The following is a 24004-nucleotide window of genomic DNA, read 5'->3' as shown; positions in this document are numbered from 1 at the left end:
TAGGCAATCGGCAAGAGCAATAGGCAAAATTAGTTCTCTTTAAGGAGGCAGTAGCCAGTAATTGATGGACTTTGGACAAATGAACAGTGAGCGGTAAGCAGTAATCGGTATTGACAAGCAGTAACCAGACCAGTAAGCCGGTATCCAGAGACTAGAAACCAGCACCCAGGAACCAGTAAAATAAACCACAAAAAAAGTCATATTATTTTAACTTATTTCGTCAGCTTTGCGTTATCAAAAACAAGAAATATGCAGCTTACCTGATGCCTGAAATTTGTATTCACATTGTGCAATTGTTCGGGCTATTTTTTTGTTGCATACCGAGCATGAGAATAACTTTTTAAACATTATTTTTCGGCCTGTTTTTAGTATGTTCACAGACATTCTTTTTACAATTTTATTCAGTGTCTCCCCGTTGGGTGAGGCGCGTGTAGGTATTCCTTACGGCATTCTCAATGGGGTACCTCCGGTATTGGCATTTTTGGCAGGGCTTGCCGCCAACCTTATGGTCTTTCCTATCATGCATACCATCGTAAAGGCCTTTGACCAAAGGATGTGGAAGTATTCTCTGTACAAAAAGCAAAGCGTACGTCTCTCCCGCCGGGCTAAAAACATAGTGGGTAGCAGCATAGAAAAATATGGGTTCTGGGGCCTGATGATCTTCGTAATGATCCCGTTACCGGTAACCGGGGCTTATATGGGATCAATCGCTGCCATTCTTTTCAAAATACCTGCTAAAAGGGCATTCACCGCCATTAGTCTTGGGGTAATTGTCTCCTGCCTGATTGTGACACTTGGAGCTTACTTTGGTAATAAGGGTATTCAGTTAATCTGAAGTGGGAAGTTCGAAGACCGAAGTAGACATTGGTAACCAATGTTTGTTAATCTGTGATCGGTGAACTGTAAGTAAAGAATTGGAAATTTTGAATATTTCTACGGCATCACTATCTCCTTGAGTGGATTATCAATGCTCTTACATTAAGGCCTCACTTCAAGGGCTGCTTATTTTTTCCCCACAGGACAATCCGATCTAAAGGCTATTCGACAAATATTTCAGAATACGGGATTATCGCTGTAGAAGGGCTTCATAATATAACGCAAGACAGCATAGTGTCCTGTAAGGACAGGATATACTGAACAGTGAAGCTTTACTAAACATTGGAAGTTTAGTAAAGCCACAATTTAATTCTGCAAACTGTCATTTTAAGTAAATCTGACCTCATCAGAACTTGTAGACCAGTGACGGTGTATAGTTAGCTGAGAACTGAAAACACTATTCTATGACATTTCCGCCTTGTCTTTTTTTGACTTGATCAAATCATTTTGAGCAGATCTGAATTTTGCCGTAATGGTGTGCATCAGCTCCTCAAACTTCTTATCGATCTTTTTGTTGACATCCTTGGCAAAATCCTCCCCTTTGCCTAATAAGACCTTTCTTGTATCTGAACCTTTTTCAGGAGCAAGCAGCACTCCTATAATAGCGCCTGCGGCTATCCCTGCCATTACGCCTAATATTGCTTTTCCAGTGTTCATAGCTTTGGTTATTTTATTCTTGAACCAAGTTAATGGCTGTTTCTGATATTATCGATGACGGCTGTCATCAATACTTTTGAGTTTTATCCCGGCCAGGCTGATATATGACATCAATGCACGCTTAAAAATTTAATATGCCATATAGACTTTCATGAGGTTGACATACTTTTTCACTTCTACTATATGCCCTTGCACTTCCTTGTCTTCATGGCTTTGCTCAATGCTTAGCGCATGTACTTTGGCTCTTACGTTTGCCCTCAGGCATTTGAAGTAGTTGAATATTGCCTGATCTTCCACAACCTGAAAACACGGAAAGCTATCGCTGTAGGTATTTAAGAATTCTTCGGCCAGCTCCTGATGTTGAAATGCTTCCAGATCCATGCACATAAAGGCTACCTCGTAGAGTACATCAATTTGCCGATATTTATCATTAAACTCAATACAATCAAAAACCACAGGCTTTTTATAAAGAAAGACATTGCCGCTATGCAGGTCGCCGTGTACGTCCCTAAGCATTCCCTGATCTATCCGCTGCTGAAATCGTTCTGCGTGTTGCTTTAGAAAGGCATCGCTCCATTTTATGGCTCCCTCAATGGTTTCTGCATATGACACTCCTACTTTCGTTTTTACCAGATCTTTACAGTTCTTTATATCATTAAACAGCGTCATTGCCGTGGATAGCTTGAAGGGTTGGCAGACTTTGTCTGCATTTTTGTGAAAACCGGCTACCTCTATGGCCAGAGCTTTAATGTTATCCACTCCTACTTTGTTATGCCTGAGCATTTTATCCATTCTGCTGGCAGTGGACATCCTCTTCATCTGAACGGCATAATCAATCACCTCACCCTGGCCTTCGCCAAGACTCCATAAACCACCGTTATGATAAACCGGAACCACCGCTTCATAAACATCCGTGAAGCGGCTGTTCAGCATCAGCTCCTTTTCGCAGTAAGTTTTGCGCAGTTTGAGGGTAGAAAAATTAAGAAATGAAAGTTTTACGGGCTTCTTTAGCTTGAAGGCATGGATTTCTGTGAGTATTATCCAGGAAATATGTGTTTCCTCAAGCTCTCCTTCCAAAGCCTTGCCTTGGTACAATCCATTTTTTGCCAGTGACCGGATTTCCTTTTCATTCATGCGACTTGCTTTCCAGGTAGTTAACAGCTCTGTTTAGCATAGTCTCAATATTATCATCGGTCGACTCCAGTTCCAGGTGTGGAAATGTAAGCCCTTCAAACTCCATTTTCACTTGCTTGTATACACTGAAATCAGCTTCGCTGTCCTTTCTTGGTAAGCTCAACCGCTGCTTGATCAGGTCCTCGTCGGCATATACCACGATCATGTGTATAACCGAAGCATATTTCCGGGCAAGTTCGATAAACATGTTGCGGGTGGATTGCAGGTAAAATGTAGCATCAACTATTGCCGGCCTGCCTTTTCGAAGGGAGCTTTCTGCAAGGGAAACCATTTTGCTGTAAACCTCCAGTTTGTCTTTAAAGGTATATTTCCCCAAAGTGCCCAGTGCTTTTCTCACCAGGTCGCTGTTGATGTAACTTGCGTCTATCTTCAATGCCAATTGAGAGGCGAAATAACTCTTTCCGCTTCCCGGCAAGCCTGCAACCAATATTATCATGATAAGATTCTTTAAATACTACTTCAAAAGGTGCTTTGCCTTTTCCGATTCCATAATGTGCTCGGTATGGCTAAAAACTTCTTTTTTTACTTCCCTGAACCGTTTCAGAAAATCAATGGTATCCGTTTCCAGTCTGGCATGGCTTCCTTCGTAGCTTTTGCCGTCAGATGTGCCTTTCACCTCTCCGGCAAGCAACTTGAGGTGCTCACTGACCCGTTGCTCTAAAGCACCCCTGTCTTTCTCTATATGGATGAGTTTATCTGCCAACTGCTTCGTTTTATCGATATTTTCCCGCTCAATAAAATGAGCAAAGTACTTGTCAAGCAGACTTCTTAAAAACTGAAGCTCGTCTTTAAAAAACTGCAAATCTGACTGCCAGTATTCGGTAATGAGGTACAATGCCTGTACATCCTTTTTCCCGGCCTCCTTTGCCTGTTCACTATTTTGTTGTTGTGTATCCATAGCTTTATTTTTTTAAAACCTGACTTCGTTCTGAATCTGAAACATCCGGTGCCTGTTTGATACGTTTGCCCTTGTCAATGGCGGGTAACTCCTTACTACCATTTACAACACGCTCCCCCGGATGTTGTTTTGCGCGTTTGCCCAGCACCTCTTCCAATTCCGGCTGGTAAACCACTTCTTTTTTCAGTAACAGGCCTGCAAGCTCTATCAACTCTTGTTTATGTTCCATAAGTACGGCCTTGGCCTGTTTGTAGCACTCATCTATAAGCTTTCTCACTTCGCTATCAATGAGTTTTCCGGTCTCTTCACTGTAAGGCTTTTGCAGACTTGTTTCAGTACGTCCGGAGGAATCGTAGAAGCTTACGTTGCCTACTTTTTCATTAAAGCCTAAATATGCCACCATACTATACGCCTGGCGGGTGACCTTTTCCAGGTCATCCACTGCGCCGGAAGATACTTCTCCAAAAATGAGTTCTTCCGCAGCCCGTCCGGCCAGCCCAACAGAAAGCCGTTGAGTAAAATGGCTGTAAGTCATGATCTGCCTTTCTTCTGGCAAGTACCAGGCGGCCCCAAGTGACTTACCTCGTGGTATGATGGATACTTTCATTAAAGGGTCTATATGCTCGAGCATCCAGCTTACTACCGCATGTCCGGCCTCATGGTAGGCAATAATCTGCTTTTCTTCGGCCGAAATGATCTTGCTTTTCTTCTCCAGACCGGCTATGATACGGTCGAGGGCCTCATGAAAGTCTTTCCTTTCCACATTTTCCTTTTTCTTTCTGGCGGCTATCAGTGCGGCTTCGTTACAGATATTGGCAATATCAGCTCCTGAAAATCCCGGGGTTTGGGATGCCAAAGCATCTAAATCTATATCCCCGGCCAGTTTGATTGGTTTGAGATGTACTTTAAATATCTCTTTCCGCTCCGACAGGTTGGGCAGCTCGAGGTAAATGTGGCGGTCGAACCGACCTGCGCGAAGCAGAGCAGGATCAAGTACATCCGCGCGGTTTGTGGCTGCCAATACAATAACACCTGAGTTGGTGTCAAAGCCATCCATCTCAGCAAGTAGCTGGTCGAGGGTGCTTTCTCGTTCATCGTTAGCTCCAGAGTAGAAGGCGTTCTTTCCTCTTGAACGGCCTACAGCATCTATTTCATCAATAAAAATAATGCAGGGGGCTTTTTCTTTTGCCTTTCTGAACAGGTCACGCACCCGTGATGCACCAACCCCAACGAACATTTCGACAAACTCTGACCCGGAAAGCAAAAAGAAAGGCACCTGGGCTTCCCCGGCTACAGCTTTGGCCAGCAGTGTTTTGCCTGTACCGGGAGGGCCTACTATAATTATTCCTTTGGGTATTTTGGCTCCAAGTTTAGTGTAGCGCTCCGGGTCTTTTAGAAAATCAACAATCTCTTTTACTTCAAGCTTGGCTTCGTCTAATCCGGCTACCTGTTCAAAACTTATGGTGCTTTTATTTTCATTATCAAACAACCGGGCTGTGGACCTTCCAAAGTTGAACAGTGAAGAACCTCCAACGCCTCCACCCCTGCTGGTCATGAAAAGCCTGATGATGAAAAAGAAAAGCAGCAAGGGAAATATCCAGGAAAGGAGGTCGCTCCAGTGACCCCTCTCTTCATAGCTAACAGCTATTCTATCCTCATGTGGCCATTCGGCCTGAACCTGTTCCATTTTCCTCTCAAAAGCCTCTACGGAGCCAATGTTAAACTTGTAATGAGGCCCTGCCCCTGTTCCGAATGATGACTCAGGGATATCGCTAAAGTCCGGATCTTCGAGAAATTCGGGCTTGATATAAATTTCTGCAACTTCTTTATTGATCACTACTACCTTTTCCACTGCCCCTTTCGCTACCATTTTGGTTTCAAACTGATGCCAGGTTACGAGCTTGGGTGATGGCGCTAAACTGGTAATGGAGAATATGACAAGCGTAAGGATAATGATCAGTAGAAAAAACCAGGCTCCACCCAGTTTCGGATTGGGCAAACTTTTTTTTGGCTGATTTGATTTTTGATCCACGACAACATCTCTTTATTACTTAGTAAAGGTGGTATTATCCTTTATAAAATCTAATGACGGCGATGGAGGTATATCTATGATTTATATCACCTTTTCCCGGTAACGGTCCATCCAATGATCTAAGCTCAAAGGCCTGCTTGTTTTGTCCCTACAGGACAATCTGATCTAAAAGGCTATGCCTACAAATATTTTATCCCTATTGGATTATCACTGCGGAAGGGATTTGCAGCTAATTAAAACGACAAGACAGCATAACGTCCTGAAGGACATAATATTTATAGAAAAACGAAAAGTAAATATGTGCCATAGGAAGGCTAATGCCGAAGAATACAACCCTATTTGATACAGATGCAGGTATTTGGAGGCAGGAAGGTATGTTACTTGATCGATGGCCATACAAGGGTCCCTCAATAAATATCTAATCCGGCCTTAACTTAAGAGCCTTGCCGGTTCATTTACATGATGACAAAGGTTTTTGAAATTGATAATACAGGTTATTACTCAGCCGGACTGTCTTAATTATTTTGGGTATATGATAGTACAAGTTGAAAAGAAAGAGCTCAGGGAGCAGATTATGAATGCCTGCATAGAACAGCAGCAGTTGTTAATGAATGATTTCAGTCAACGCATCAAAACCTTGCTGACAAACCAGGATCAGCAAAATAAACCGGACGAAGGCAATTCAAAACGGGAGGTTATAAAACAACATTTCGATGAAGTAGACCTGCTCAGCGATGCGTTGATATTTGCCCAACTGGAGATGAACAGATTGCAGTACCTGAAGTCAGTTAACCATATGGATCACAACAAAGTAGAATTGGGAGCGATTGTGATCACCGATGTCAATACGATTTTTGTATCATCCATGGTAGACCCATTCCGGTTCCACGGAGAAAACGTACTTTGCATTTCAACAGAAAGTACACTCTTTAACAAAATGAAAGGAAAAAAGAAAGGTGAAATGTTCTTTCATGATAAAGAAGCACATGTGATCAGGGATGTTTTTTAGATCGGGTGCTGGGCGCTGGTTTCTGGTTTCTGACTTCTAGTTTCTAGCCTCTGGTTACTGGTTTACTTTGTTTTTTTTTGCAAAAATATTTGCCTACTGCTTTTGCCTACTGCCTACTGGTTTACTGGTCGCTGGTCGTTTGGGTGAAGTTAGACCGATTACTGATCACTAGTCACCGGTCACTCGTCCACTTCACCAAGTACTGGCGAGCTGATTCCCTAAAGCGAACCAATTTGCCTACTGCCTTTGCCAATTGCCTACTGGATTACTGGTTACAAAAAAACTACAGCTTAAACTCAAAACTCACGGCTGACTTCTCCTCTTTCTCAGGCTTTTCTCTCCGGGCTATTTCTTTTGTGTTTATGATGAGTACGGGTATATCTTCATCTATGGCGACGGTTTCGGCAACGCTGTGTACAAGCAATCGCAGGAAGCCTTTTCTACCGTGGGTGCTGATGGATACCAGGTCGACGTGGTAATCGTTGGCATAGCGATGTATACCTTCTTCTTCATTAAGGGCATTGTAGATGACTGGTGTATAATTCACCCCTGGAAATTGATGCATGAATCTTTTCATGGCAGTCAGGCTTTCATGGGTTTCTTTGAAATGGTACGGTGTATTTACATACAAAAGATGTATTTCAGCCTGCCATAGCTCTGCCAACTGCTTTACTGGAACGAAGGAGCTTATGGAGTCTTCCTCAAAGGATGATGCAAAAACTATCTTTTTAATTACAAAATCACTGACAGGCTGTTTTACAATCAATACCGGAGCAGATGCATACCTTATAAAACTGCGTGCATTGGAACCCAGCATGGCCTGCTTGATATTTTTTTCACCATGGGAGCCCATTACTACGAGGTCTATGTTGTATGGACTAATGTAATCTTCTATGCCGTCATATCCCTGATTATAAACCAAAACAGGAGTCGCTTTCAGGCCGGCAGCCTCAGCTTTGAGCACCAGTTCGGATAGTTGTTGCCTTACCTGTCCATGTTTGGCGTCCTGAGGTTTTCTGTCGTAAATATTGATATGTTCAGGCACATGTGGCTCATTTTCCTTTACAGAAAACAGGTGCAAAAAGAATAATTCCATCCCCCCTTTTTTGGCAATTTTCAATGCGACTTCTACTGCTGCATTTGCGCATTCTGAAAAGTCGACTGGTATTAATATCTTTTTCATTTTCGTAATATTTGGATGTTAAACTCTCGTTGCAGGCTCTTCCTTTCCCTTTTTAATCTTCTTAAAAAGCTCCCTGACTTCTTCGTCGCCGATTACCGGGAAATCAGCATAGTGATCTTTCAAGCCCTCCCGGTCATTTCGCATTCTTAGAAATACAAAGTCGTCTGCCTCTTCATTTATTACTCGTGCGGCTTCAGTATTTACCACGGGTACTGCTACAATGATCTTTAAAGGGTTTTGCTTTCTGATCTCCCGCAGGCAGGCTATCATGGTGTCACTGGTTATTAATGTATCATCTACCAAAATCACCGTCTTATATCTCAAAGAAACGGGTTCGGCGTCTTCATAGTAAAAGCTTCGCTGATAATTGATTGCATGACGCAACAGTGCCATTTGATGATAGATATAGTCCTGAGGGACATCAAAAGGGCAATCATGGATACAAGCTTCTGTATGACTTACTGACCCTATGTTTTTGGCTTTTTCTGTGGGGTGCTTGATTTTACGGCATGGCATTATCTCTAAGGGAAGCTCCAGATTTTCTGCTATGGCGGATGCCACACATACGCCGCCATGAGGTATCCCTACCACTACTGCGTTACCTTTTTCGTAGCGCCTGAGTTTCATGCTGAGCAACTCTCCTGCATGCCCTCTGTCCCTGATCAATATCTCGGTATGCCCATTCATAATTTTAGCTTTTTCTAAAATTAATCAAAACGGGCTATGGTCATCAATGACGGGAATCACACCAGTCTGATGATTGTTATCTCTACCCCTAATAGAATGGCCTATACTTCCTCTTCCGGGCGAACATTCTCAAAGTCAAGCTTAAACTCAGTACCCTTACCCTCTTCGCTCACCACTTCCACCGAGCCATTAAGCATGTCGACATAATGTTTCATAATGTGCAGGCCCAGGCCTGTTCCCTGCACTGTACCTGCGTTGGAAGCCCTGTAAAAGCGCTCGAACAAGTACTTCTTGTCTGCCTCGGGTATACCAATGCCCATATCTTTAACATTGAGGTGAATATGGTCATTCAGAGCGGATGTGACATGAATCTCTGTATTTTCCGGAGAGTACTTTATAGCATTGGTAACCAGATTGTTAACTATGTTTCCTAGCAATACAGGGTCAGAGTATATCTCCTCATCACCGTTATGCTGATAAGTAATGTTTTGGCCCGGTTTAGTGAAATTTCGAAAGTTTAAACAAATACTTTGAAGGTAGTCTTTCAGGTTTAGTTTCTCCATTTTCGGTTCTATTTTACCTTCTTCAATTTTAGTAACGGATAAAAATTCGTCAAGAATAGAGGTAAGAAGGTTTACCGATGACTTCACCCGGGCTATATGCTTCATAACCGCGGGCTGCTCTCCATCTTTGAGGTACTTTTCGAGCAGGAATGCCGAAGAAAGAATAGTGGTAAGCGGTGTCCTGAATTCGTGTGAAGCCATGGAGACAAAGTTTGATTTCATTTTGCTCAGCTCTTTCTCTACCTCCAAAGCACTTCTGATCTTCTCTTCGGCTTTCCGGTGAGAGGTGATATCAGCCACTGCCGACATGAGGCACTCTTTATCCCTGACATGTATCAGTTGCATAGATATGGCCACCCAGACAGGCTCCCTATCCCTGGGCATCAGGTAGGTCTCCACATCCTGCGCCTTGCCTTGCTCACGCGCTACTTTCGTTATTTCTTCACGCTGTTGAGCTGACTCTAAAATATTGAGTTCAACGGCTGTTTTACCCAGCATTTCTTCTTTGCTATAATTCACCAGTTCTTCGAAAGCTTTATTGCAATCAGTAATTATACCGTTGTCATTCTGGGTTATGACTATTCCTATGGGGCTTTCATTGAAGAGTTTGCTAAACAGGTCATTGGCATTTTGCAGCTTGTGCTCTACGCGTATTCGTTTGTTGAAATTGTAACGGATAACAAAAAATGTAGCAAACAGCAAGACCGCCATGCCTATGAGCAGCATTAAAAACAGCTTGTCAAATGTCTCTATACTGGCCTGATTGGCCTTTTCCCTGATCTGCATCAGGCGGCTCTCTTCATTCTTAATGTCATCAATGATCAGTGTAAAGCGATCACGCAGGGCTTTTGCCTGATCAATACGGTCCTGCAAAGTGTTTTCCGGGGTTTGTTTAACGACCAATGCCATATCACCGAAGGTCAATAGCTCCCGCACCAGTACTTCCAGCGTGTCCACTTTAGCCTTTTCAAGGGACCTGTCTGCTGAGAAGCCTTTCAACTCTTCCATTTTAGAAAGTATTAGTGTCCGGGCTTCATGGTACGGCCTTACGTAACCGGAGTCACTGCTCACAAAAATACCGTTACTCTCAAGTTGTATGTCTTTGGACAGCGATGAAATATCTTCTGCGAGGTGTATGGCCTTTCGGGTATCTTTCACCAACTGCGAGGTATCGTCAACTACAAGGGAGGTGCGATAAGAGACCAGGCCCAACACAGCTATAGTTGCCACCAATACACCAAAAAGTACACCCAGTATTATTTTAAATGAGGTCATTCCTTCCACCTAAACTATATCAATTTTTGCAAATTAAGGATTGTACACTCCCTTCTTCAATGATATTGGTCATGTCAAAATCAGATAAAAACCCAAAGTAGGATAATAGCAATTTGATTTTCAATGACATTCGTCAGGTTTTGGATATTTTTCTGGGGGCTGGTTGCTGGTTACTGGCTACTGGTTACTGGTTACTGGTTACTGGCTGACAATCCCTGAGTTTACCGTTCACAGAATACCGATTACCGACAACGAACAACTAATGCAGCAGTTTCTCCAATTTTGCCTTATCAATAATCCTCAGCCCTTCGCCTGATATTTCTATGAGTTTTTCGTCGCGGAAGTCGGCGAGGGTGCGGTTGAGGGATTCGGTGGCGGTGCCCACTATGTTGGAGATGTCCCGGCGAGCTATGGTGATGACAGCGTCTTTATTTTCACGCGCAAATTGACCGTGGATCTTTAACAAAGCGCTGGCCACACGTTGGCGTACCGACTGATAGGCAATGTCCAGCAGCCTGTTTTCCATTTCTTCCAGATTATTGGACAGCATCTTGATAAACTTCCGGGCTACGTCTTTGCTGGAATAGATCAGGGTGATAAAATCGGCTTTTGGTATAACCGATATCCTTACATCCTCCAGGGCTTCGGCATTTTCATTGTAAGGTTTCTCCTCAAGCAGTGGCACATAGCCCAGAAAATCCCCCTCACTGTGGATTCCCGTGATCAGCTCTTTGCCATCATAGTTAATCTTATAGGTTTTGATGCGCCCTTTCTCTATGTGGTAGAGGTCGTTGGGGTTCTGGCCTTCCATAAATATCAGGTCTTTCTTTTTAAAGGTGCGCACGGGCCTGTTTTCCGAGAGCTTCTGAAACTCCTTAAGCTCCCTGGCTTTACTGAAAAAAGTGCTTACATCGCTCGGATTATTGCTATATTTAGACTTTAACAATTCACTCTTTCTGAGCCGGGTTTCTATCACTTTCAGCAAATCCAGTCCGTCAAACGGTTTGGTTATATAGTCATCTGCCCCAAGGTTCATCCCTGTACGAAAGTCACTTTTATCAGCCTTGGCAGTAAGGAATATAAACGGGATATCCGCCGTTTCAGGATTATTGCTCAATATATGAACAACGCCATAGCCATCCAGCTCAGGCATCATGATGTCGCACAATATCAGGTCTGGCGGGTCTTTCTGCGCCATACTTACACCTATTTTGCCATTGAGGGCATGCCTGACATTATAATGAGCCAACTCAAGGATGCCGATGATGTTCTCGGCCATATCCTGATTATCTTCGATGACTAATATGGTGTAGCTCATACATATGGGGGTTAATGGATATTGTCTACATTATTTTAACCAAAGGGATAAAGAGTAACACCATTCAAGTTAACGCCTTCACTCCCGATAAACAAGATGTTTGTGCTACCTGAAAACTATATAAAGAAAAAGCAGGTACCTCACATCAGAATCCGGTTTTGCAACTAAATTATGTGAAACCTGCTTTGCACAGCATGATGCCAGTCACATCAGGCTATGATTTAGGTCAGAAATTTCATACTTCTGACGAATCACCCATATTTCTCAACAAAAGCAAAAATCTCTTTTTTAAATTTTCTGATCGTTTGAAGCGTTTCATGCATATGCATTAAAAGTTTACGATGTGCCTCCCTATATCCCTCCTCTTTCAGAGAGTCTGCTTTAAATAATCCGGCCAGCAAGGCCTCATGGCCCCTGACCTCCGCCCTGAGGTTTTCCAGTTCTACATTACTGATACGGGCCAGCTCCTTTTCCAGGGCAGCCTGCTTATCCGGAGGGAAATGCGCCGATGTCTTTTTCTTTGTGAGAAGGTTATAAAAAAGGCCATTTCGTCCTTCCAAAAGCCTATCTCACTAAGCCAGGTATTGCTTTCAGCATGGAGCGACTCAAGACTTGCTCCAAGCAGGTAATCAGCTTTGGGGTTAGTTAACAGTTCCATGATTTATGTAATTAATTGTTATTCTTTCTCTTTGATTGTATAAGTCCATACCGGCACATCGGCGTGGTTCACCAGATCTTCGGCCAGGCTGCCATTAAGCACATGTGCCAATCCTTTACGGCCATGCGTACCCAGTGCTATCATGTCTGCGTTGATCATGTGCGCGAAGTTGATCATACCGGCCTCCTCATCGGTATCGTTATAAATGTTGATGGTATAATCTTTAAACATATACCATTTGCTAAAACGCTTGAGTTCCTCGCGGGTAACTACGTCCCTTTGAAAATTGGTGGGGGTATTGATCCATACAATATGCAGAGTAGCCCCAAAATGGTGCTGAAGCGCCTTAATTTTCATAATAAGGTTCTCATCTGCATCGGATAGTAATGTATTGGGGAAAACGATATTTTTTATCCTTTCGGGTTTTACATAGTTCTTCACAGCTATCACTGGTATGGCGGAAGCCCTTGTTATTTTTTCAGTATTGGACCCCACCAGTAACTCCCTCATCCCTGTCACTCCACGGGTACCCATTATGATCAGATCCATTTTGTCGCTGTCTGCAAATTTAAGTATGGTTTGGGCGGTATGGCCGAAAGCTACCTGTACCTTCACATGGTTCCTCTCAAGTGAAAATTTATTCAAAATCTCTTCGCTTACCCTGGTAATGATTTTCTTTTCCACTTCACTTTTCAGGTCATCGAGCACTTCTTCTTCAAGGTTCAAAAAAGGCCTGGACATCATCTCCACCACATGTAAAAGGTGTACTGTTCGTTTTTGTCCCTCATCATACTGCAAGGCAAACCTAAAAGCGTTGGCGGCCTGGTCGGAGAAGTCATAGGGTACCAGAATATTAGTCATTGGAGTATTATTTACTATAAAATTACCAGGTGTTATGCATAATGGATATGACTTGCATCATTCTTAGAACGTGATTTTCAACAGTTTAAAGACAAACAGGTAGCGGCCACTTCATATGACAATTATCATATGTGCCGGCAAATACCAGTCATAATTTATAAGCGCTCTTCCTGATAACTTTAAAGAAAAAAGTTATGAAACGTATACTTGTTCCAACCGACTTTTCCGAGCCTTCCATGGAAGCCTTTAAAATGGCGCTGAACCTCGCTGCTGTAAATCATGGGGAAGTTGTAGTGTTTCACGCCATCTACATTCCGGGAGGAGCTCACCTGTCTTATGATCCCCTTTTGCTGGCTGAATTTGAAAAGGACACCGAAAAGGAGTTTAAGAAAATGAAAAAAAGCGCTGGGGGTTTTGCACGCGTAAATTTTGAAATGGTGTATGATGATGTGCTGTCGGCTGTAAAAAGGATCACCGAAAAGAAGAAGTTTGACCTTGTAGTAATGGGAACTACGGGCATTTCAAGAATACAGGAGATGATCATCGGCTCTAACACGGAAAAAGTGGTGCGCCACTCTACTGTGCCGGTACTGGCGGTACATAAGGCTGTAGAAGCGGATACAATTAAAAATATATTGTTTCCCTCAGACCTGTCACTCAAGCAAACCAAGTTTATCCATAAGGTGAAAGAATTGCAGGAGTTTTTCGGGGCTACGTTGAACATACTGCTGATCAATACTCCCGCCCTCTTTAAAAGTGATGCAGAGGCCAGCAGTGCGCTTGAAGAATTTGTTAAGCACTACAAGATCAAGAACTATGCGTTGCATTTCAGGAACTACCGCAGTGAAGAGAAAGGCATTATCGACTTTACCAATAATGAGCCTATGGATATGGTAGCCATTGGTACCCATGCCCGAAGTGGCCTGTCCCACCTGTTCCACAAAAGCATTACCGAAGGTGTGATCGACCAGATCACGCGGCCGGTGTGGACTTATGCCGCTCTTTAGCGGGTGGTCGGTGATCGGTAAGTTCAAGCTGTAGACATAAAGAGGGCCGTTTCAGATACTGAAACGGCCCCGGTTTTTGTGTTATTACTTAAACTTGAATTACAAAGGTGTAGAATGGGACTTTTTGTTTTTTGCATCTTTCCAACGCTCAATCTGGTGCTTAACACCCTCTACGGCTTTAACCACTGCCTCTTCGAAAGATGTGCTTTCGGCTGAGGCGAAGAGGTCGTTGCCCGGAATAAGGACTTTTAATTCGCAAACTTTATTCTCCTTGTTATCTGAATTATTAAGTTTCAGGAAAACCCTGCTTTCAATTATCTTGTCGCTAAACAAGTCAAGTTTACTTGTTTTTTCCTGTACAAAATCCAACAATTCCTGCTTCGCCTTAAAGTTGGGTGTTTCAATGATGGTCTTCATCTCTGTTATATTTAAAAATGTATATTATTAATTTTACTCAGTAAGCAAATGCTCGTTTTCCCTGACGTTTTTCGAAAGTTCGTCTATCCAGATACCAATATAGTCTTTTATATCCCTAACATCAGGACTTTTTCCATTTTGAATATATGCACCTGATGCTGCCATACCCAAAAGCATACAGAGTGGCAGTGAAAATCCGGACATCAGCCCTACGCAGTATCCGGCGTTGAGATTATCACCTCCCCCGGTCAGTACTTTGGGCTCTGTCACCAGCCTTCCCGGCATCTCCAATACATCGCCCTGATGGAATAATATAGTCCGGTCAACGGGATGTATGAGAAGGTAATCTATATTCATGACCTGATATATCTGTCTTCCGGCTTCCTGTACCGCAGGGAGTTTGCTTTTCGCTCCCGGCTGGCTAAGATCCACGCGGTTTATGGCTGCCCATATTTTGAGTGCCTCATTTTCATTGATGCCCAATGTCACTTTCCCATAAGGAAAGAAACTACTCATCAGCCCCAGCACTTCATCTATCTCTTCTGCCGATTTTTTGGAAGGGTCAGAGAGGTCGAAAAGGAACAGAAAATCTTTTTTGCCTGAAGGCTTGATCAGGTCGTTGAGCATGCCTGTCCAGATATCGCTGGCGTGTGGCAGATTTACCCAGTTAACAAAGGCTATAAGATTGCTCTCCCTTACAGCCTGCCTGATCTCGTCGAGATCCACGGTATTTCTGATGTACTCCCAGTCATATTTATCGTAAACGCTCAGTTCGCTAAAGATCATTTTGCCATCGTCAAATTCTATGGCATCACTCTCTCCCGGGTTCAGCACGCTAATAAGCCTGCACTTTTCATCCATCTGCCCAAACACCTCATGTATTTTGGGGTATCCCATGCTGCCCAGGCATGTGCTCTGAACTCCTAGTTTACCCAGGGTATCTGCCAGTATGGGTGCATTGCCTCCCAGTTTGATCTTTTCAGTAACCATTTCAACCTGGCCACTCTTACCTGAGGCAGCATCGATCCGTTCTGAAAATTCATTAAGTGTATTATAATAAACCGTGTCCAGCTTATTTTTTTGCTTTACGGCTTTCTTGATTTTATCTACAAATCCATCAAAACCTACAAAAACATGTTTGGTCATGGAAAGCTTGCCTTCTTCTCCCAAACATTCACGCAATTCTGATAATAGAGCAACTGATGTATCCATTGTTTAAGGTTTGATTACTTCCATGGCCTAAAGGTAGGACCGGCCTCTTAAGTCCGATATGACAGATGTCGCCCTCATGGCTGACTTTAATCATATAATGAGAATTTAGCCTAAGAGGCTCCTTTAGCATTCATGGATTAAAAGAATTAGTCCGGCTTTGTGGCTTTTAATGCTCAGCATAGATACTGGTATCAATCACCAGGTTATTTGCCACTTCGGTGACCCCGGGCATGGCCCAGGCCACGTCCTCGGCATCTTCCCGTTCTGCCCATGAGCTTACTTTTCCCCTCAACGTTACGGTGCTGCCATTGACGTCTACGGTAATATTTTCAACATCAACAGAGGCATGGCGATGAAAAGCTTCGCTGATCTTTCTTTTGATGTGCTTTGGTTCCACTATTTCGTTCTCCACTTTTACCCGGTTGATAATCCCCTTGACCCCTATTATTTTCTCTATCGACCGCTCGGCAGCCTTACGCTCGTAGTCCCACTTTACGGTACCGGAAAGGTACACCCAACCGTTATCTACTTTGATTTCGAGCCGGTCCTCGTTGACTGCACTATGCCAGGCCAGTGCATTTCTGATAGCCTCACCCAGTTGGGCATCGGTTACATCTTTATTTTGACCTTTCAGTTCTATGTCAACAGCCACAACTTTAACGCCACTGACCCTTTGGGCTGCCTTCTCGGCTGCCAGCTTTTGTGTATAAAACTCAACTGTACCGGAGAGCGTTACCACCCCGTTGTCCACGCTTACACCTATGTGAGGAGCTATGTCGGATATTTGAGGATCCCAGCGGATCTCTTCAATCACATCTTTTCTTATTTGTTCGTCAGTTTTCATCTTGCTTGGTAGTTTGGTATTAAAACAATGAAGCAAAAGAAGACACCTCCGGGTCTCCGGAGCCATGCACCGTTCTGCGTATCTTCCTTTGCTCCAACAACGTAGGTATGACCGTACCGACTATGAAACATCGATTTTATGAGCTGGCTTTACAGCACTTTCTTTTAGTTTGGGAATGGTCAGCTTCAATACACCATTTTCATATCTGGCCTTGATGTTATCTTCCTTGATGTTTTCAGGAAGCGTAAATGTTCTGCAGAAAGAGTTGAATGAATATTCTTTTCTGGAATAGTCACCCTCTTCTTTTTTCACTTCTTCTTCTTTCTCAGCACTGATGCTCAGAATATTATTGTCAATTTCAATATTAAAGTCTTTACGTTCGAGACCGGGAGCGGCCAGTTCCAGCATAAAGTCTTTTTTAGACTCTTTAATATTGACAGTTGGTACATTTACCCCCAATCGGGTAGGCCACATTTCTGAATCAAAATCAAAAAAGTCGCGACCTAATAATGAATTGGGGCTGAAGAAGTCGGTTAGCAATGAAGGAAAACCTCCATTTTTTTTCACTGTTAAGTTCATAATTACCTCCGTTTTTTTATTTTAAAATTACACCAACGGAAGGCTTTCAGCGATGACCTGTATCGCCGGATATCATGATTTTTGTTGTTTTACGGAAGGTTTTTAACAGCTTGAGAAAATCACATATTATTGCAGCAGACGCTCAACAGTATCCATTAACTCATTGACATCAAAGGGCTTGCATATATAGGCATTGGCACCCATATCCATGGCTTTCTGAATCTCTTTCTTTTCAGCACTTGCTGTAAGGTATATAAAGGGGATGCCCGAGGTTGATAAGTTGCTTTTAAGCGTTTCCAGAACTTCATAGCCATCGGCCTGAGGCATCATAATGTCGCACAATATAATATCGGGTAGTTCCCTTCCTGCGGCTTCAATACCGGCCTTCCCATCCTCTACGTCAATCACACGGTAACCCGCCAGCTCTAAAAGTTCAATAGTATTTTCCCTGATCTCTTTGTTGTCCTCAATGACCAATACTGTCTTCATGTTAATCCAAATTCGGCAATTTAATGGTGAATGTTGTTCCTTTTCCTGACAGACTCTTAAAAGTAATTGATCCGTTCATTAATTCCACATATCTCTTCACTATTGTTAAGCCCAGACCTGTTCCCTGTACGCTTCCTGTATTTGTAGCCCGAAAAAATTTATTGAATAAATGTATCTGCTCCTCTTCCGGGATGCCAATGCCTGCGTCATGAACAAGGATCTGTAAATTGCCATTGATATTTTGTATATGCAGATCAATATCAGTTCCATCCGGAGAATATTTGATGGCATTTGAAATCAGGTTTTCCAAAATATGCCTGAGCTTTTTTGCATCCAGCACCAGCGTATCTTCACCCTCAAGTTGCATATTGATCCGCTGTTTGTTCTTCTTTAAAAACTGCATGTCATTCACCACATCATGCGCAAATTCTGAAATACTTAGAATATCATACTCCAGCTTTACCTTGCCTTGCTCCAGTTTATCTATAGACAGGAAGTCGTTGAGTACCCCAGTCAGGTTGTTTATGGATGCCCGTATTTTATTCAAATGTTTGTCAATACGTCCATCTTTTTCTGCTCCGATATATTGGTCTATTAATGAAACGCTGGAGAGCATAATACTCAGAGGGGTTCGAAATTCATGGGAAGCCATGGACACAAACCTTGATTTCATCTCACTTACGGCTTTCTCACGGTTAAGGGCATCGTTTAACTGCTGCGTTCTCTCGCATACTTTTAATTCCAGCTCCTCCTGCATCATAAACTGATCATGCACATCAGAACAGGATCCCATGTAGCCAGTGAACTCTCCATCGGGGGAATAGGTCGGTTTGGCTATTTCTTGTATCCACCGGTACCTTCCGTCATTTCTTTTAAGCCTGTATTTTGCAGTGTAGGGCTCTTTGCGACCAAAAGCACATTGATAAGCGTCTAGCACCATTTCTTTATCATCCGGGTGAACAATATCCAGCCACCCGATACCTTTTTCCTGACTGATACTGCGGCCAGTGAACTCCAGCCATGTGTTGTTGAAATAAGAGCAGGCTTTTCCTTCATCTGCCACCCATATCATAGTCGGAGAGTTCTCTGCCATACTCCTGAACCAGGCCTCCCTTTCGGCTATCATCTTTTTAGCCCTTACCTGGGCAGTGATGTCTGTCACGAACGCCACGGCAAGTTTTTCATCCTCAATTTCATAATGTCCGAGGCTGATTTCCACAGGAAATACATCTCCGGTCTTTTTTTGTGCGTACAGTTCCAGGTCGCTTCCCATAGGTCGTGATCTGGGGCTTTCAAAATATTTCTCCCGGTGAAGTACGTGTTTTTTACGAAGGTGTGCTGGAATAAGGGTTTCTATGGGTTTGCCAATTAACTCTCCCTTATCATATTCAAAAAGCTTTTCTGCACATGGATTAGATAACTCTATATACCCTTTCTCATTAACGACCAAAATACTGACCGTTGCACAATCAAACAGCACCTTAAAGCCCGCTTCACCCTCAAGGAACCTCTGTCCAATCATATAAAATCCTTTTTATCAATTTAATAAAATATTCGATACGAAATTGGAGCATGTATGCTTTTTATGACAAGAGTCGCTCTTTAACCTGTCAATGCTCATCGTGTGCTTTGCGTTATAAGCTGATCTTAGTATTCAGATTGTTTTCTATTAAATTGAAGAACTCCTCAAGCAGCAATTTTTTCACGTCATGCGCAACAGGTACGTCTGGTACGCTGTGGCTTCCGGGATCGTGATTATTGGATTTTTATATCAATTTGAGGTCTTTCGTGAGGTTCTTGCGCTTTATCCTCTGACCATAGTTGACTGGCTGGTGATTGTGATATTCAGCTTTTTGAATATGTTCATTAACTACCTGGCAAAACAGTTTAATATTATCGGTCACTAATTCTCCACAGGGGTGTAATGATGATGAGAAAATGTCGGCAGATTATAAAAAAGCATTCCATAGCCGGTAAGCTTTACTGATCCCTTGAAGGTCTAAAACACGGGAGCCAGGTTTAGGGGAAAATTGTATTGACTTAAGTATAGCAATGGCCTGGGCTCTCCACCGGCCACTGCTGCATGCTTGTTTTACCTTATTCTTAATATCTTAATTTCATGGCTATTCGTCCATATCCGATAAGCTCATCATTTTCTGTGATAACTATGTCACCATTCTTTTCCAGTATAGTAAGTATGGCTTCATCAACAAGGTCGTATACACCTAAAGGGTCTTTGGTGTATTGGTAGTCCTTTTCTACGTATAGTACCTGCCCTCTTCCCTCTTTGGCCACATTCAGCACATCATCAGCACCTGATACCACCAGGTTCCCTCCCCTTTGTTCATCGAGCAGGGTTATGGCCTCTTTTGTCCTGGCATATTTGTACTCTCTTATACATTGCCAGGCTTTTTCTGCCATTATTTTAAGGTTGTAATCATTGTAACTGCCGGTAACCTCTCCTACCACCAGTGCCCCGCCTGACGACCTTTCATAGTTAGCGAGCACTTCTTCCGTACCTGCCAGCACCACATTTTGATTAACATCATCAGCGTAATTTTTCAGCATCTCATCCGCCTCATTAAAGAAGGTATTGATCCTGCTCTGCTGCATTGCAGCTCTGTCTTTTTCAAAACCCTTCATGGTATAGCCATATGAATTGCCCATAACCAGCTTTGAATACTCGTACTCTTCATCATAAGTCATCGGGAAATGGCTGTCATTAACCTCCTCAAGCACATCACCCGCTACAGTAAATAACCTTATTTTATTGCTGGTAAGAAGCAAGACTTTGTAGGGTTCCATATACTGTTTCAATTTCAGCACATTCCGGATAATAAACCGCTGCCCCAGATTAATCCGTTTTGTAACATGAAACGGGAAATGGACATACATAACTATGGCCGGGGATATATAAATACCTATACCATGCCACGAGTATTTGAAATCAATCGTTTCATATATCGAAATTAGTTTGAATTTCAAGTCTTTTTTGACATTGTCAGGGGCGACCATATTATCGATCAAGGTGGTTGCTTCCTTCACTATGGTACGCACCACCAGGTTGTTGTGCTTACTCTGTACCGGGTCATTTTGCGTTGGCACTTCTAAAGACAGGCACGGTCCTGTACTTTCCTGAATAAGCCTGTCGAGTTGCTTTGTATCTGTCAATAAGCGGTTCATAGCATTTGGATATTTATTATTATCCCCTCCATAAAACATAAAATACGTCATTTAAACTCAATACCCGAATGACCACCGTCATGCCACCCCAAGATTCTTATTACACTGTTATTCAGTTTATTGATAATATTCAACTGTTCTTATGATCTCAGTCATACTCTGACAAACCATTAGAGGCTAGGTTTGAGCTACTAAAACTTAACATCTTAAATACATGGAACCACACTTTTATAATATCGACATTACCTGGACAAAGGACAGAAAGGGGCTGATGAGCTCTCCTGAACTTCATAATATGACACCTTGCAATGGCAGCCTGGAGGTAGCTACACCTCCTCAATTCCCTAAAGGTATTGAGGGTCTATGGTCGCCCGAACACTTGTTTACCGCCGCTGTAAGCAGTTGTTTTATGACCACTTTTCTGGCCATAGCCGAAAAGTCAAAACTGGAATTCAAAGGCTTCTCGTGCAATTCCAGGGGCAAACTGGAAATGGTGGATGGAAAATTATACATGACCGAGGTACATTTAGAACCTGTAGTTATCTTAATTGATGAAGAAGACCGCGAACGTGCCCTGAAAATACTGGACAAAACAGAACGCGCCTGTCTTATTTCCAACTCAATCACAGCAAAAGTAACAATGAAGCCGGTGGTTCGGGTTTTAGTTCACAGTTCATAGTTCATATTTCTTGATTTACTGTTCTTAGTTTGATCTATCACCAGTTACCGTAGCTGGTGACAAGCAAAACTGTAAACTAAGAACAGTAAACTCATCAACCTTTCCGTCTCTTTATTTCCTCCTGTATGGATTTGGGCATTCCCCTGCATTTACAGGCTTTTGAATGCTCGATATGCCATTCAATTCGCTGCTCCAGCGTTGGATTTTTGGGCATGGGGTGCGCCTCGTGCCACTCTTTATTTATGTTCATCTTGTTTATCGTTTTTCATTCCCAGCATCATTGACACGGTTTCCCATTTAGGGTTTTGATCTGCGATGAGTTTTATGATGCCGACGAATGGCACAAAGAGGATCATACCGGCCATACCCCACAGCAAGCCTCCTATAAATATAGCGATAAGCATTACCAAGGTATTGACATGCAGCCTGTTACTCACTGCCAGCGGAAATATAACATTAGCCTCCAGGTACTGTACAAAGGCAAAGATGGCTATGATGCCCACGGGGTACCAGACGGAATCATAGGTGATCCACGACATGGCGATGGGCAGCAGTGATCCTACAATTATACCCACATAAGGGATGAATGTTAGAACCGAGGCTATAAAACCAAACAATATGGCATGTGGAACTCCTAATATCAGCAGCCCGATACTGTTTAACGTGCCTACAATTAGATAGACAATAGCCATCCCTTTAATAAAATTGTAATAAGTCTGTATAGTAAGGGAGATGATCTTCAGCATCCGCGCATTTCGCTCCGAAGGGAACATGCGGTATAGTATCTCCATCCAGTAGCTCCTGTAGTAAAGGATCAGCACTACATAAACGGGGATTAACACCATAAGTACAATGGAAAGTGCCGATGCCGAAACTGCATTGCGCAGGACGCCGAACAGGTTAATTCCTGATTCATCGGACATACGGTTCAGTAAACTCTCCTGCTGGTCTTTGGAGATATTAAACACATCGATCAGCATTTGGCTCAGGTCCTGAAGCGACTGGTTGAGCTTATACTGCAATGTTGGCCATTCGTCGAGGAAGGCTATGAACTGGCTTATTAAAAGGGCCACCAAAAGCAGGCCTAAAAGCACGAGAATGCTCAATGAAATGACTATGGCTGCCATTCGCCCCACTTTTTTCCTTTCCAGCCAGGCACAAATGGGGTATAAAATGAAACTGATCAGCACGGCAAAACTTATGGGTACAAATATGTCCCTTCCGAAATACAGGATGGCAGATCCGAAAAAGATGAATTGCAACCATTTTAGAATGTGTGAGTTGCTGTTAGCAATAGGTTTCTGGGTTGGCATATGCTCATTTTTTGAAAAAGTACAGTGACCTAAGCCGTTCGTCACTCTAATGATCAAGATATAAAGTTGTTAAATCATTTAAAAACTGTAACTGTGGTCCGCCCTGGATTTCTATTTGTTTTCGGCTGCAGCAATATTTTCAGTGCCCCGAATGATGGCGTCCGGATTGAAGGAAATAGAATCTATGCCATTTTCAATCAGGAAACCTACCTTTACTCCTTTTGCATGGGCAACTTCGATAAGCTGTCTGACGAGGTACAGAATTAGCTTCACTTTTCTCATTGAACAAGTTGCTTACAAAACAAACCTAGTTTAACCCCTGCTAAACTCCGATGACCAAGGTCAACCCAAAGGGTGATTTAGGTCATTTTAAGAGGAATCAATGCAGGGTATCTTAGCTGTATAAATATTTAAAAGTTTCACGCCATGATATCCGTTACCTCAGTTACCGATAAGTACATTGTTCAGCCAAGCCTGCTGGATAAACACAGAAAAACACTGGAGTGGCTTTCAACCGCATTGCTTTGGAAGCATGAACTGGCTTTCTTTCAGAAACTACTTGACCAGAATGCCCCCAAGTTCACCGATGTGGAAGACAAAAAGCGTATAGATCATTTTCAGAACCTGCTCATCTATTATAATGGGGAATTGGTAGATACGCTAAGGAGCAAGCTTCGCGACCATGAAAAACGTCTGGCAGGAATGCTTGAGACCAGGGATGAATCAAGAACGGAATATTTTAAAGAGCATAACGAACTGATGAATGAACTGGACGCATTTAACAAAAACTTTGTGGAATACAAAGAGGATTTTTTCTACTTTATTGAGCGGGTCCTTTAGCCCTGCTCCAATACCTGTAACCTTCATCCCCGGGCTCTTTCATTAAACCCGGGGATTACTTTTTGCTCAAGCTTTACTCTTCCTGCCTTTGGTAGAAATGCCCAAAGGAAAGTACAGCGGACAAAAGCCTACAAAACTTGTAAGAATAAATATACCGGCTACTATAAGCAGCACAATGGCCAACGTACCACCAATGATACCCGCAAAATAGAGTACGCCAATCAGGGCTG

The 24004-nt window shown here is 42.9% G+C and carries 28 protein-coding genes; 6 read left to right on the top strand and 22 right to left on the bottom strand.

From position 1 onward, the window contains the following. The first annotated feature begins 370 nt into the window (after positions 1–370). Positions 371–835, top strand: coding sequence for a COG2426 family protein (locus E1163_RS16995; RefSeq protein WP_155173654.1), 465 nt, complete (start codon positions 371–373; stop codon positions 833–835). Positions 836–1278: 443 nt separating this feature from the next. Here E1163_RS16995 and E1163_RS16990 read toward each other — a convergent pair whose 3' ends face one another. From E1163_RS16990 to ftsH, 5 genes are all read right to left on the bottom strand, one after another. Then, on the bottom strand, positions 1279–1533 hold the full coding sequence (locus tag E1163_RS16990) for a YtxH domain-containing protein (RefSeq protein WP_155173653.1): 255 nt from the start codon (positions 1531–1533) through the stop codon (positions 1279–1281). Between the two features lie 129 nt (positions 1534–1662). Beyond that, positions 1663–2667 (bottom strand): phosphotransferase, encoded by a 1005-nt coding sequence (locus E1163_RS16985; protein WP_155173652.1) that lies wholly within the window; start codon positions 2665–2667, stop codon positions 1663–1665. Further along, positions 2660–3163: a P-loop nucleotide/nucleoside kinase family protein gene (locus E1163_RS16980; RefSeq protein WP_155173651.1), complete on the bottom strand. Its 504-nt coding sequence runs from the start codon at positions 3161–3163 to the stop codon at positions 2660–2662. Before E1163_RS16980 ends, E1163_RS16985 begins: the two co-directional genes overlap by 8 nt. Before the next feature lie 18 nt (positions 3164–3181). Continuing rightward, positions 3182–3625, bottom strand: a complete 444-nt coding sequence (locus E1163_RS16975) for a hypothetical protein (protein WP_155173650.1) — start codon at positions 3623–3625, stop codon at positions 3182–3184. A gap of 4 nt (positions 3626–3629) precedes the next feature. Beyond that, entirely contained in the window at positions 3630–5624 is a 1995-nt protein-coding gene (gene ftsH / locus E1163_RS16970; RefSeq protein WP_155173649.1) for an ATP-dependent zinc metalloprotease FtsH, read from the bottom strand. Between the two features lie 565 nt (positions 5625–6189). On the opposite strand from ftsH, the gene E1163_RS16965 reads away from it, so the two are divergent. Beyond that, positions 6190–6666 carry a hypothetical protein gene (locus tag E1163_RS16965; RefSeq protein ID WP_155173648.1) on the top strand — a complete coding sequence of 159 codons (477 nt, stop codon included), beginning with the start codon at positions 6190–6192 and terminating at the stop codon, positions 6664–6666. A gap of 283 nt (positions 6667–6949) precedes the next feature. On the opposite strand, the gene E1163_RS16960 is transcribed toward E1163_RS16965, so the two are convergent. From E1163_RS16960 to E1163_RS16935, 6 genes are all read right to left on the bottom strand, one after another. Continuing rightward, complete coding sequence (locus E1163_RS16960) at positions 6950–7849, bottom strand: universal stress protein (RefSeq protein WP_155173647.1); 900 nt, start codon at positions 7847–7849, stop codon at positions 6950–6952. 18 nt (positions 7850–7867) lie between these two features. Further along, positions 7868–8536 (bottom strand): phosphoribosyltransferase, encoded by a 669-nt coding sequence (locus E1163_RS16955; protein ID WP_155173646.1) that lies wholly within the window; start codon positions 8534–8536, stop codon positions 7868–7870. Between the two features lie 101 nt (positions 8537–8637). After that, positions 8638–10374, bottom strand: a complete 1737-nt coding sequence (locus E1163_RS16950) for a sensor histidine kinase (protein ID WP_155173645.1) — start codon at positions 10372–10374, stop codon at positions 8638–8640. A 259-nt stretch (positions 10375–10633) separates the two neighbouring features. Then, a complete protein-coding gene (locus tag E1163_RS16945) occupies positions 10634–11692 on the bottom strand; it encodes a response regulator (RefSeq protein WP_155173644.1) in 1059 nt (352 codons plus the stop codon). A 251-nt stretch (positions 11693–11943) separates the two neighbouring features. Continuing rightward, the gene (locus E1163_RS16940; protein ID WP_155173643.1) at positions 11944–12252 is read right to left on the bottom strand and encodes a hypothetical protein; all 309 of its coding nucleotides are present in this window, start codon (positions 12250–12252) and stop codon (positions 11944–11946) included. Positions 12253–12368: 116 nt separating this feature from the next. Further along, a complete protein-coding gene (locus tag E1163_RS16935) occupies positions 12369–13211 on the bottom strand; it encodes a universal stress protein (RefSeq protein WP_155173642.1) in 843 nt (280 codons plus the stop codon). Positions 13212–13405: 194 nt separating this feature from the next. Between E1163_RS16935 and E1163_RS16930 the strand changes: the two genes are divergently transcribed. Further along, positions 13406–14218, top strand: a complete 813-nt coding sequence (locus tag E1163_RS16930) for a universal stress protein (protein WP_155173641.1) — start codon at positions 13406–13408, stop codon at positions 14216–14218. A 99-nt stretch (positions 14219–14317) separates the two neighbouring features. On the opposite strand, the gene E1163_RS16925 is transcribed toward E1163_RS16930, so the two are convergent. The 6 genes from E1163_RS16925 to E1163_RS16900 form a co-directional block, all read right to left on the bottom strand. Then, positions 14318–14635, bottom strand: a complete 318-nt coding sequence (locus tag E1163_RS16925) for an HPF/RaiA family ribosome-associated protein (protein ID WP_155173640.1) — start codon at positions 14633–14635, stop codon at positions 14318–14320. Between the two features lie 33 nt (positions 14636–14668). Continuing rightward, a complete protein-coding gene (locus E1163_RS16920; protein WP_155173639.1) occupies positions 14669–15847 on the bottom strand; it encodes a carbohydrate kinase family protein in 1179 nt (392 codons plus the stop codon). 166 nt (positions 15848–16013) lie between these two features. Beyond that, positions 16014–16691 carry a BON domain-containing protein gene (locus E1163_RS16915; RefSeq protein WP_155173638.1) on the bottom strand — a complete coding sequence of 226 codons (678 nt, stop codon included), beginning with the start codon at positions 16689–16691 and terminating at the stop codon, positions 16014–16016. A 120-nt stretch (positions 16692–16811) separates the two neighbouring features. Then, on the bottom strand, positions 16812–17270 hold the full coding sequence (locus E1163_RS16910; RefSeq protein ID WP_155173637.1) for an Hsp20/alpha crystallin family protein: 459 nt from the start codon (positions 17268–17270) through the stop codon (positions 16812–16814). A 126-nt stretch (positions 17271–17396) separates the two neighbouring features. After that, positions 17397–17759 carry a response regulator transcription factor gene (locus E1163_RS16905; RefSeq protein ID WP_155173636.1) on the bottom strand — a complete coding sequence of 121 codons (363 nt, stop codon included), beginning with the start codon at positions 17757–17759 and terminating at the stop codon, positions 17397–17399. Position 17760: 1 nt separating this feature from the next. Continuing rightward, complete coding sequence (locus tag E1163_RS16900) at positions 17761–19281, bottom strand: sensor histidine kinase (RefSeq protein WP_155173635.1); 1521 nt, start codon at positions 19279–19281, stop codon at positions 17761–17763. A gap of 151 nt (positions 19282–19432) precedes the next feature. Between E1163_RS16900 and E1163_RS16895 the strand changes: the two genes are divergently transcribed. After that, positions 19433–19666 carry a cation transporting ATPase C-terminal domain-containing protein gene (locus E1163_RS16895; RefSeq protein WP_343033862.1) on the top strand — a complete coding sequence of 78 codons (234 nt, stop codon included), beginning with the start codon at positions 19433–19435 and terminating at the stop codon, positions 19664–19666. Between the two features lie 196 nt (positions 19667–19862). On the opposite strand, the gene E1163_RS16890 is transcribed toward E1163_RS16895, so the two are convergent. Beyond that, positions 19863–20942: a baeRF3 domain-containing protein gene (locus E1163_RS16890; RefSeq protein ID WP_155173633.1), complete on the bottom strand. Its 1080-nt coding sequence runs from the start codon at positions 20940–20942 to the stop codon at positions 19863–19865. Positions 20943–21156: 214 nt separating this feature from the next. Between E1163_RS16890 and E1163_RS16885 the strand changes: the two genes are divergently transcribed. After that, complete coding sequence (locus tag E1163_RS16885) at positions 21157–21621, top strand: OsmC family protein (RefSeq protein WP_155173632.1); 465 nt, start codon at positions 21157–21159, stop codon at positions 21619–21621. Between the two features lie 94 nt (positions 21622–21715). Here E1163_RS16885 and E1163_RS30615 read toward each other — a convergent pair whose 3' ends face one another. The 3 genes from E1163_RS30615 to E1163_RS16875 form a co-directional block, all read right to left on the bottom strand. Continuing rightward, a complete protein-coding gene (locus E1163_RS30615) occupies positions 21716–21871 on the bottom strand; it encodes a hypothetical protein (RefSeq protein WP_185156123.1) in 156 nt (51 codons plus the stop codon). Next, positions 21858–22934, bottom strand: coding sequence for an AI-2E family transporter (locus E1163_RS16880; protein WP_155173631.1), 1077 nt, complete (start codon positions 22932–22934; stop codon positions 21858–21860). Before E1163_RS16880 ends, E1163_RS30615 begins: the two co-directional genes overlap by 14 nt. A 111-nt stretch (positions 22935–23045) precedes the next feature. After that, complete coding sequence (locus tag E1163_RS16875) at positions 23046–23216, bottom strand: hypothetical protein (protein ID WP_155173630.1); 171 nt, start codon at positions 23214–23216, stop codon at positions 23046–23048. Positions 23217–23360: 144 nt separating this feature from the next. Between E1163_RS16875 and E1163_RS16870 the strand changes: the two genes are divergently transcribed. Next, positions 23361–23774: a hypothetical protein gene (locus E1163_RS16870; RefSeq protein WP_155173629.1), complete on the top strand. Its 414-nt coding sequence runs from the start codon at positions 23361–23363 to the stop codon at positions 23772–23774. A 66-nt stretch (positions 23775–23840) separates the two neighbouring features. On the opposite strand, the gene E1163_RS16865 is transcribed toward E1163_RS16870, so the two are convergent. Next, on the bottom strand, positions 23841–23996 hold the full coding sequence (locus E1163_RS16865) for a YgaP family membrane protein (RefSeq protein WP_343033861.1): 156 nt from the start codon (positions 23994–23996) through the stop codon (positions 23841–23843). Positions 23997–24004 lie beyond the last annotated feature (8 nt).

Source organism: Fulvivirga kasyanovii, assembly GCF_009711405.1.
Taxonomy (GTDB): Bacteria; Bacteroidota; Bacteroidia; order Cytophagales; family Cyclobacteriaceae; genus Fulvivirga; species Fulvivirga kasyanovii.
This window is presented reverse-complemented; position numbering and strand designations above follow the sequence as displayed.

Bases quoted from the DNA above. Each gene is read 5' to 3' on its own strand.
- E1163_RS16995 (WP_155173654.1), top strand. From the start codon at position 371: ATGTTCACAGACATTCTTTTTACAATTTTATTCAGTGTCTCCCCGTTG.
- E1163_RS16990 (WP_155173653.1), bottom strand. From the start codon at position 1,533: ATGAACACTGGAAAAGCAATATTAGGCGTAATGGCAGGGATAGCCGCA.
- E1163_RS16985 (WP_155173652.1), bottom strand. From the start codon at position 2,667: ATGAATGAAAAGGAAATCCGGTCACTGGCAAAAAATGGATTGTACCAA.
- E1163_RS16980 (WP_155173651.1), bottom strand. From the start codon at position 3,163: ATGATAATATTGGTTGCAGGCTTGCCGGGAAGCGGAAAGAGTTATTTC.
- E1163_RS16975 (WP_155173650.1), bottom strand. From the start codon at position 3,625: ATGGATACACAACAACAAAATAGTGAACAGGCAAAGGAGGCCGGGAAA.
- E1163_RS16965 (WP_155173648.1), top strand. From the start codon at position 6,190: ATGATAGTACAAGTTGAAAAGAAAGAGCTCAGGGAGCAGATTATGAAT.
- E1163_RS16960 (WP_155173647.1), bottom strand. From the start codon at position 7,849: ATGAAAAAGATATTAATACCAGTCGACTTTTCAGAATGCGCAAATGCA.
- E1163_RS16955 (WP_155173646.1), bottom strand. From the start codon at position 8,536: ATGAATGGGCATACCGAGATATTGATCAGGGACAGAGGGCATGCAGGA.
- E1163_RS16950 (WP_155173645.1), bottom strand. From the start codon at position 10,374: ATGACCTCATTTAAAATAATACTGGGTGTACTTTTTGGTGTATTGGTG.
- E1163_RS16945 (WP_155173644.1), bottom strand. From the start codon at position 11,692: ATGAGCTACACCATATTAGTCATCGAAGATAATCAGGATATGGCCGAG.
- E1163_RS16935 (WP_155173642.1), bottom strand. From the start codon at position 13,211: ATGACTAATATTCTGGTACCCTATGACTTCTCCGACCAGGCCGCCAAC.
- E1163_RS16930 (WP_155173641.1), top strand. From the start codon at position 13,406: ATGAAACGTATACTTGTTCCAACCGACTTTTCCGAGCCTTCCATGGAA.
- E1163_RS16925 (WP_155173640.1), bottom strand. From the start codon at position 14,635: ATGAAGACCATCATTGAAACACCCAACTTTAAGGCGAAGCAGGAATTG.
- E1163_RS16920 (WP_155173639.1), bottom strand. From the start codon at position 15,847: ATGGATACATCAGTTGCTCTATTATCAGAATTGCGTGAATGTTTGGGA.
- E1163_RS16915 (WP_155173638.1), bottom strand. From the start codon at position 16,691: ATGAAAACTGACGAACAAATAAGAAAAGATGTGATTGAAGAGATCCGC.
- E1163_RS16910 (WP_155173637.1), bottom strand. From the start codon at position 17,270: ATGAACTTAACAGTGAAAAAAAATGGAGGTTTTCCTTCATTGCTAACC.
- E1163_RS16905 (WP_155173636.1), bottom strand. From the start codon at position 17,759: ATGAAGACAGTATTGGTCATTGAGGACAACAAAGAGATCAGGGAAAAT.
- E1163_RS16900 (WP_155173635.1), bottom strand. From the start codon at position 19,281: ATGATTGGACAGAGGTTCCTTGAGGGTGAAGCGGGCTTTAAGGTGCTG.
- E1163_RS16890 (WP_155173633.1), bottom strand. From the start codon at position 20,942: ATGAACCGCTTATTGACAGATACAAAGCAACTCGACAGGCTTATTCAG.
- E1163_RS16885 (WP_155173632.1), top strand. From the start codon at position 21,157: ATGGAACCACACTTTTATAATATCGACATTACCTGGACAAAGGACAGA.
- E1163_RS30615 (WP_185156123.1), bottom strand. From the start codon at position 21,871: ATGAACATAAATAAAGAGTGGCACGAGGCGCACCCCATGCCCAAAAAT.
- E1163_RS16880 (WP_155173631.1), bottom strand. From the start codon at position 22,934: ATGCCAACCCAGAAACCTATTGCTAACAGCAACTCACACATTCTAAAA.
- E1163_RS16875 (WP_155173630.1), bottom strand. From the start codon at position 23,216: ATGAGAAAAGTGAAGCTAATTCTGTACCTCGTCAGACAGCTTATCGAA.
- E1163_RS16870 (WP_155173629.1), top strand. From the start codon at position 23,361: ATGATATCCGTTACCTCAGTTACCGATAAGTACATTGTTCAGCCAAGC.